This is a genomic window from Pusillimonas minor, from assembly GCF_014237865.1.
Lineage (GTDB): Bacteria > Pseudomonadota > Gammaproteobacteria > Burkholderiales > Burkholderiaceae_B > Neopusillimonas > Neopusillimonas minor.
The window spans coordinates 462,551-469,591 of record NZ_JACJUU010000002.1 but is presented as its reverse complement, the minus strand read 5'-3'; the positions used below and the strand labels follow the sequence as shown (position 1 = coordinate 469,591).

The window sequence follows — 7,041 nt, the reverse complement described above, 5'->3', positions numbered from 1 at the left end:
CAAAGACCTCATAGCCGACAATCTTGCGGCTGTAGATATCAACAATCAGGTACAGGTAGAAGAACTGGCCACGCACCAAGGTCGGCAGATAGGTCACGTCCCAACTCCACACGGCGTTGGGGTGGTCGGTACGATGACGGCGTGGCGGTCCTTTATGGCGGGGCGCAGATTGGCGTCCACGACGACGCTGTTCTCCCGCCGCATGCAGGATGCGGTAGAAGGTCGATTCCGAGGCCAGGTAGGTTTGTTCATCGTCCAGCAATCGGGCAACGATCTGCGCGGGTGGCAAGCTGGCAAACTCCCGGCGGTGGCAGGCGTGCAGAACCGCCTGACGTTCACTCTGAGTCAACGCATGCGACGGTGTGGGTCGGCTGACATGGGATCGCTGGTCTTCACAGCCTTGAACCGACCAGCGTCGGTAAGTGTTCAGGCCGATACCCAGTTCATCACAGACACGACGCAGACGCGCTCCCGCCGTTCGGGCTTCATTGACCAACTCTACAATTCGACGGCGATCTGTGGCATTGGTCATTTTTCCTCGTCCCCCCAGATCGCCTGGACTTTTTTTCGCAGCGCCAGCACTGCTGCCGTTTCAGCCAAAGCGGCATCTTTGCGGCGCAGCTCCCGCTCCAATTCTCGAATACGTTTACGTTCGGCCTTGGTCGCCTCGGTATGCCGTGCAGCAGCCTGCTCAGACCGGTCATTGGCCTGTTCGCAACTGGCGCGCCAGCGACGGATCTGCTCAGGATACAAACCACGGCGGCGGCAGTATTCGGCTAATTCCTCTTCAGTCAGAGCAGCAGTTTCCAGCACAGCATTGAACTTCTGCTGGGAGCTCCAGCCTTCGGTCGTGGCAGACGCATTGGGCAGCAAGCGCCCTGTGTTGCGGGCCTGCTTGCGCCAGTTGTATATCGTGGCTGTTGAAATGCCCTCCTCGGAGGCCAGATCATTGACGGTGCGGTTGTATGGCGCTTCCAGCTTGGCCAATATGGCTTCGCGGCGCTCGGGTGAATACTTCATGGAAACCTTCTCTCTGCCCCAGGTTGGAGATTCAAACTCTAACATCTGTAGAGGTTCCAACTATTCTGACAGCAGGGGGTACATACCCAAACCAACCAGGCCTTTGCTTTCACCAATTTTCATGAAGTATTCACGGAACTCTGGGTCGCTGAAGGTGCGCTGGGCGTGGCGGGCGTCGGTAAATACGCCGGGTACGTCCATAACCTGATACCGGGCGTCTACACCTACCAGGTAAGCGGCAGGCCCGGTATAGAACTCAATAGTGCCAAACTGCAGGCCTTCAATCATGCGTGCGTTAGACCCCAACTGCGCGGCGGGGTAAAGCTCGGTTTTAATCTGGCCCTGGCTGCGCTCTTCAATACGCTTGGCAAACCGCTTGATGGCCTCTGTTTGCACGTCGTTAACAGTGGCGGTGGCCAGCTTCATTTTGTATTCGGCTGCCAGTGCCGACTGACCAAATGCCCCTGCCACGCACAGTACGGCAACGCTTAGGGCGCCGGCAAGCTTAGACAATGACCTACGTTTTTCTTGTTGGGTACGAATCAGCATTTCTATTCCTTTTTTAGATTGGAAAACCACGATTAACTTTTATTTAACGAACCCGGCGCCAAACAGCGACAAGACGGGGACATAGGTAATCAACATCAACACCAGAAGCTGAACAATGATGAACGGCACCAGGCCCGCGCATATGGTGGACATACGGGCGCCAAACAAGGCATGCGACGTGAAGATATTCAGGCCAAAGGGCGGCGTGAACATGCCGATACTCAGGTTGACCGCCATAATGACGCCAAAGTGGATCAGGTCGATGCCCAGATACTGAACAATGGGTATAAGGATGGGCGTGAACAGCACGATGGCTGAAATCGGGTCGACCAGACAGCCGATAATCAGCAAGAAAATATTGATAATTAGCAGGGTTGACCAGTAGGTCTCGCCCGTTGCCGACACATACTGAACCAGCGCTTGCGGCACACCGCTGGTGGTCAGCACCCACGAAAACACCCCGCTATAGATACCCCCAAGGATGACGACCGGGGTACCCAAAGCAGGCAAGGCATTTACCACCAGCTTTACCACTTGCGAGAACGAGCGTTTTTCTTCAGGTGGCGAGTTAACACGCCTTGAATACCAAAGAATGTACAAAAGCGTACCGAAGCCTAGCAATAAGGCGGGTATAACGCCCGCAGCAAACAGCTCGGCAACCGACTGTTCGGCCGAGGCGCCATACAAAATCATCAAAATGCTGGGCGGCATAACACTGGCAATGCCACCGGCCGAGGTGATCAGACCCAAGGAAAACTTCTCGCTATACCCCCCTTCGCGAAGGCTGGGATACATGAGCTTGCCCATGGCGGCCACAGTTGCGGGGCTTGAGCCCGACACCGCACCAAAGAACTCGCTGGCAGCAATGGTGGTAATAGGGCGCGCTGCACGTGCGCGGCCAAACAACGCCAAAATACAATCAACGATACGGCGCGACACACCGCCCCGGGCCATGATGTCGCCGGCAAAAATAAAGAAGGGCACGGCAAGCAATGCAAATTTGTCCAGCCCCCCAAACATAATCTGCGGGATAAGCATTGAGGGCACGTTCATGTACCACAACACCGCAACCGCCGACGTCGCTAACAACACCAGGTAAATAACCGCGCCAAGGGCAAACCGCAAATACGGTTTTACGAGGGGGTTGAAGGCATTCGAACCGCGCTGCGCGATACCTTGACCACGACCGAAACCCCAAAGGTTGTACGCGGAATTCTGTCGATGGAAGAGCTGATACAAACGCCCGGGCGAGCCGAAATGGACCAGTTCATTAACGACCGCGTCGATGCCGGCATTTGGCTTAAGGTGTTGCGATCAGAACAAAAAGATGTAGAACCCATTTGGCCATCGAGCAACGAAACACTTAGGGAATTACGCTACTGCCCGCCCGATATGGTGCTGTCAATGACAACGTTTATTTACGACCAGCGGGTGTGCCTGATTTCGTCGAAACAAGAAAACTATGGCCTGATTATCGACAGCGTAGAGTTTGCGGCTATGCAAAGAACATTGTTTGAAGCCATATGGGCACTTAGTGCGCCTGGGCATTGAGCCCCTACCGCCACCCTTACCGTACTATGCTGCGCTATAAGCCCAAGAATTAGACTGGCATAAATGTCCATCAAAAGTTTGAAGTTAAGGCAATATTTAGTTAAAATCGCTTCACGACTCACCCTTTGACCGTCTGGTAAGGCCAGATGCTCTTAGGGCGACAGGCCGCCCTCCGGGCGGCTTTGTCACTTCTGGAGCCCGCATTTGCGAACTATCGGCCGAAAAAATCACCGCCACAGCTGATAAATATACTTTCGCCGGAACTTCTCCCAGCCGTGCAAGAACGCTTGTATTGGCGCGGGCCAGCGGCCTTCCAGGGTGCTGTCGAACAGGCCACGTTTGGTGCCTTGTTCGACCACGGTGGGCTCTAGCCACAGCAACTGTATGCCCAGGTCTTTGTCCATTTGGTCAAAGGCGTTGTCAATGGCGTTGCTCATCTTATGTTGGGCTATCCAGTCAAGGCGCATTTGGGCGGCTTGTTTACCAATGATGTACGAGTCGGTAAAGCGGCCTTTTTTGGCGGGGTACAGGTGCTGGCCTTTTTTACGCTGGCTGCGCGGGGTGTACCAGTTGCCGCCGCTGCCTATAAAGGTAACGCATGGGGTGTTGGCGTAGTTTTGTTTAAGCTCGCGCAGGGCGTTGTCTATGCCTTTACGAAAGTCTTTATGCAAAATGGCGTCGTCTTCCAGTACCAGGCAGTAGTCCCACCCGCGGGCCACCACGCGTTGCATGATGGCAATGTGCTTTAGGCCACACGACTTGTGGCCGTTGGTTAGGTTGGGGTTGGGCAGGTAGTACTGTTCATTCAGCTCGGGGGTGATTTCGTTGGCGTCGTGCTCGAACACAAATTCGCCCGTCAGGCCAAAACGGCGTAATTCGCGCTCGATGTGGGCGCGGCGTTCGGTAAACGTTTTAACGTTAACAACACAAATGCCGTCCAGGCCCCAGGCGGCGGTAGGTACGGGCGGGTTTGAATAATCCATGGTCACTTTGGGTGTGGGTTTGACTTGGGGGATTATAGGGGGAAGCCGGCGGGGAAAAGTGGCGGGCTTGCCCGGGCTTTATTCAACGGGCAAAACATGCGCCGCTAGCCGTGTTGCTTAAAAGGCAGCTCCTATGCCGCCGGCATCCTGGCAAGTTTCCGCACAGCGTCGGCCATGCCTGCGGCAACGGCACTGAATACGTCGTCGGGGAAGTCGTCTGGCAGTTTGGCTTGAACGGCCTTCAGAACGCCGGGTAACGGGTCTATAACGCTTTCGATCAAGGTTTCCATATCGGCACCCCACCCACATAGCCGGGCCATATGGTTAAAGTGTCGCCGCTGAATGTCTTTTATTCGATAGTGGGTATTTTTGCCCTTGACGGCCATTGCCAGCTTCAGCCGGTTTGCGTCTAGCTGACGCGGGCCCCGGCCGGTAACCGGCCATGCCGACAATACGTCGTAAAGCGGCGTCATTTGGTAACGACCGCCGGCCAACAAAAACACAGAAAAATTCTTGGCATGGCCATCGGTTGCCGCCATTGCCCAGAACAGCAATTGCGCTTTAAGCAGGGTCGCAAGGTCGCGTTCTCGGGCTTCTGACTGCTGCAAGACAGAGGCAATATCGACGATGCCCGGCCCGCCATCTGCTTCGTACTTGGCGCTTGGCGGGGTGCCGGTGACCTGGCAAAAATCTTCTTGGGGTAGGCGCAGCCAGTAACCTCGATCAGACAACCGACGATCAAAACGTTCGACCACAAGCACTTTTTGGTCTTCGAACTGCGCAATTTCACATGCAGCTACTGGCAGCCCGAACGCTTTCAGTATTTGGGCGCACAGCCATTCGTTTTCCACCGACGAGCGCATGTCTGCCTGACGGTTTCCGACCAACCCAAGCGGCAACTTGAAAATGTGCGTGGTTGGCGTTGCGCCCAGGGGCCGGCACCAACGCCCTTGGTGCCAAAGCAAGGCTGTTTTTTCTTGAGCGCCGGCAATCGAAGTACGAAAGTCGTCGTCTAAGGTATCGGGCTGCCCGAGCGTTGCAGGCGCACTGACCGTCGCCCTTAAGAGCTGCGCCACTTCGGACTCGTTTAATGGTTGAGCCTTAATGCTGAACACATCTTCGGGGGCAGACCCTTCGGGCAATAGCTGAAGCGACCCAACGCAGTCTCGGCCAATGGCAGCCAACAAGTCGAAAGCCCCCGTACCCTTAGTTCTAAAGCGCGTTTGCAAGCGGCGCCGAATGGCGTCGCTGTCAGGAAGGAGGTTGTCGAAATAACTATGAACCAGTTCGCCGACAATTGGCGCGTTGTTTGGCGTAAACGGCAACGACAATGACAGTGGCCGCCCCTGGGGAGACGCGACCCAGTCCGCGTCGTATTGCAGCGTGTCGAGACCATGGCCGGCAACATGCCACTGCCCTACCCTTATGCCGTTTGCCCATAAATTAAGGCAGCGGGCTTTTAAGCGGCGCGCCATGCTTACCACTCGCTTTCGGTGGGCGCTACGTTTTCGCGCGCCTGAATGGTGAGCTCGAGCCCAAGAATGCCGGCCAGGGCCAATAGCCGATCAAGCGTTAAATGGCCGGGCTGATTTTCTATTTCAGACAAACGATTTTGACTGATACCGAGTTGCGCCGCGACATGCGCCTGGGTTAGGCCAACAGCTTTGCGCCGGGCAGTCAAAATACGCCCCATTTGCTGACTGGTTGAGAGTTTTTGCATGGCCGCACGTTGGGTTATTGGGGTGAGACTACTGTATCGGTTTTATCGATATCTGACAAGTATCGACTAAGTCGATATTCTGAAAAAATCGGTTTTATCGATACCCGAAAGAAATCGGCGTCATCGATACCTTGGAACGACACTCCGGCACGACTTAAGTAACAATTGCGTACTATCCGTGCTGGATATTACTGCCATTTCCCACCTAATCCGAACTACTACCGTCATACGATGAATCGAAGCGATCAGTTGACGCCCTGCGTAAATTTGGGTAATCTGGGAACAGATAGATATATCGGGGTCTGAAAAGGCGTCTATCTGCCCCCTGGCACCAGGGTCCAGCCGTGCTGGTATTTAAAGAGCACCCGCGACATGAAGCCCCGTTCTACGGGGCTTCATCTTTTGCAGCACCCGAAACCCTAGGCTATCGACGGTGCCGGCTCGGGTCGCGCAACGACTCCCCCCGGAACACCTTAGCCGCCATCACCTGAAAACGCACACGCCCCTTGCGTTCGTGAGGCACCCCCGGCCCCGGCGTCCCGGCCAACCGCACGTAAGCACTTTCAACCACCATTCGCAACGTATTACCGTCATGGCGACGCAGCCGGAAGTAGATTTCGTAGTCCACCGCTTGCCCCTGATCGTCGTTGCTGCGAATAACCAGCCAATTGCCATGACCGGTGAAATTGCAATAGTGTTCATTCAGCGTTCGCACCAAAACCGGCAGCGATAGCGACCAGCGGTAACGGTCAAAACAGAAGGCACGAGCGACAGCTCGATGGTCGAGTATCCGCCGGTCATGCCCCAACACATCGAAGTCCAGCGTTTCGCCGGGCTTGGGACCAAACGACACGCAATGCGAAGTGAATTCCACTTCAATACGCAGCGTCAGGGCGGGATAGCGCGTTGTGGCGGCAATGGCCAGCTCAAAAGCTGGGCCATGCATGTGCGTCAGGTCATATCGGGTGCCAGCAACGTCGATGAAGCCTTGCCGCAAATAACGTACCCATTGCATCAAGCCACGCCTTTTAGGGCGCGCGGCACGAGCTTGAAGAGCACTAGTTTTATTCGTAGCATTTACAAAGCGTCATCACCAAATACATCGCTTGGCCCTGCCGAAAACATCGGTCAATACGTCCGGCTCATCAACGCTTATAGTATCGGCATGGGCCATGGCTGAGTTCAAGAATTGATCACAATTGTCACTCGCATAACTAC

9 protein-coding genes are annotated in these 7,041 nt (G+C 55.1%); 1 reads left to right on the top strand and 8 read right to left on the bottom strand.

What is annotated here, in order from left to right:
- From GTU67_RS15690 to GTU67_RS04940, 4 genes are all read right to left on the bottom strand, one after another.
- Positions 1-532 (bottom strand): DDE-type integrase/transposase/recombinase (locus tag GTU67_RS15690; RefSeq protein ID WP_430458995.1); only part of this gene is annotated, 532 nt, incomplete at its 3' end.
- The gene (locus GTU67_RS04950) at positions 529-1,020 is read right to left on the bottom strand and encodes a transposase (protein ID WP_185779013.1); all 492 of its coding nucleotides are present in this window, start codon (positions 1,018-1,020) and stop codon (positions 529-531) included. The genes GTU67_RS15690 and GTU67_RS04950, both read right to left, overlap by 4 nt.
- 60 nt (positions 1,021-1,080) lie before the next feature.
- Positions 1,081-1,569 (bottom strand): TRAP transporter substrate-binding protein, encoded by a 489-nt coding sequence (locus tag GTU67_RS04945; protein ID WP_185779012.1) that lies wholly within the window; start codon positions 1,567-1,569, stop codon positions 1,081-1,083.
- Positions 1,570-1,608: 39 nt separating this feature from the next.
- Entirely contained in the window at positions 1,609-2,634 is a 1,026-nt protein-coding gene (locus GTU67_RS04940) for a TRAP transporter large permease (RefSeq protein ID WP_346726979.1), read from the bottom strand.
- Between the two features lie 156 nt (positions 2,635-2,790).
- Here GTU67_RS04940 and GTU67_RS04935 point away from each other — a divergent pair, with 156 nt between their 5' ends.
- The gene (locus GTU67_RS04935; RefSeq protein WP_185779010.1) at positions 2,791-3,120 is read left to right on the top strand and encodes a transcriptional regulator TrmB; all 330 of its coding nucleotides are present in this window, start codon (positions 2,791-2,793) and stop codon (positions 3,118-3,120) included.
- Between the two features lie 227 nt (positions 3,121-3,347).
- Here the strand turns inward: GTU67_RS04935 and GTU67_RS04930 are convergent, their stop codons facing one another.
- The 4 genes from GTU67_RS04930 to GTU67_RS04915 all read right to left on the bottom strand — a co-directional run bounded on the left by GTU67_RS04930 (position 3,348) and on the right by GTU67_RS04915 (position 6,838).
- Positions 3,348-4,103, bottom strand: a complete 756-nt coding sequence (locus GTU67_RS04930) for a glycosyltransferase family 25 protein (protein ID WP_185779009.1) — start codon at positions 4,101-4,103, stop codon at positions 3,348-3,350.
- 131 nt (positions 4,104-4,234) lie between these two features.
- On the bottom strand, positions 4,235-5,578 hold the full coding sequence (locus GTU67_RS04925; RefSeq protein WP_185779008.1) for a type II toxin-antitoxin system HipA family toxin: 1,344 nt from the start codon (positions 5,576-5,578) through the stop codon (positions 4,235-4,237).
- A 2-nt stretch (positions 5,579-5,580) separates the two neighbouring features.
- Positions 5,581-5,823 carry a helix-turn-helix domain-containing protein gene (locus GTU67_RS04920; RefSeq protein WP_093971035.1) on the bottom strand — a complete coding sequence of 81 codons (243 nt, stop codon included), beginning with the start codon at positions 5,821-5,823 and terminating at the stop codon, positions 5,581-5,583.
- A gap of 424 nt (positions 5,824-6,247) precedes the next feature.
- Positions 6,248-6,838 (bottom strand): hypothetical protein, encoded by a 591-nt coding sequence (locus GTU67_RS04915; protein ID WP_185779007.1) that lies wholly within the window; start codon positions 6,836-6,838, stop codon positions 6,248-6,250.
- Positions 6,839-7,041 lie beyond the last annotated feature (203 nt).

What these genes read in the sequence shown, in the direction of transcription:
- GTU67_RS04935 (WP_185779010.1), top strand. Translation starts at nt 2,791, where the DNA reads ATGGAAGAGCTGATACAAACGCCCGGGCGAGCCGAAATGGACCAGTTC.
- GTU67_RS04950 (WP_185779013.1), bottom strand. Translation starts at nt 1,020, where the DNA reads ATGAAGTATTCACCCGAGCGCCGCGAAGCCATATTGGCCAAGCTGGAA.
- GTU67_RS04925 (WP_185779008.1), bottom strand. Translation starts at nt 5,578, where the DNA reads ATGGCGCGCCGCTTAAAAGCCCGCTGCCTTAATTTATGGGCAAACGGC.
- GTU67_RS04915 (WP_185779007.1), bottom strand. Translation starts at nt 6,838, where the DNA reads ATGCAATGGGTACGTTATTTGCGGCAAGGCTTCATCGACGTTGCTGGC.
- GTU67_RS04930 (WP_185779009.1), bottom strand. Translation starts at nt 4,103, where the DNA reads ATGGATTATTCAAACCCGCCCGTACCTACCGCCGCCTGGGGCCTGGAC.
- GTU67_RS04920 (WP_093971035.1), bottom strand. Translation starts at nt 5,823, where the DNA reads ATGCAAAAACTCTCAACCAGTCAGCAAATGGGGCGTATTTTGACTGCC.
- GTU67_RS04945 (WP_185779012.1), bottom strand. Translation starts at nt 1,569, where the DNA reads ATGCTGATTCGTACCCAACAAGAAAAACGTAGGTCATTGTCTAAGCTT.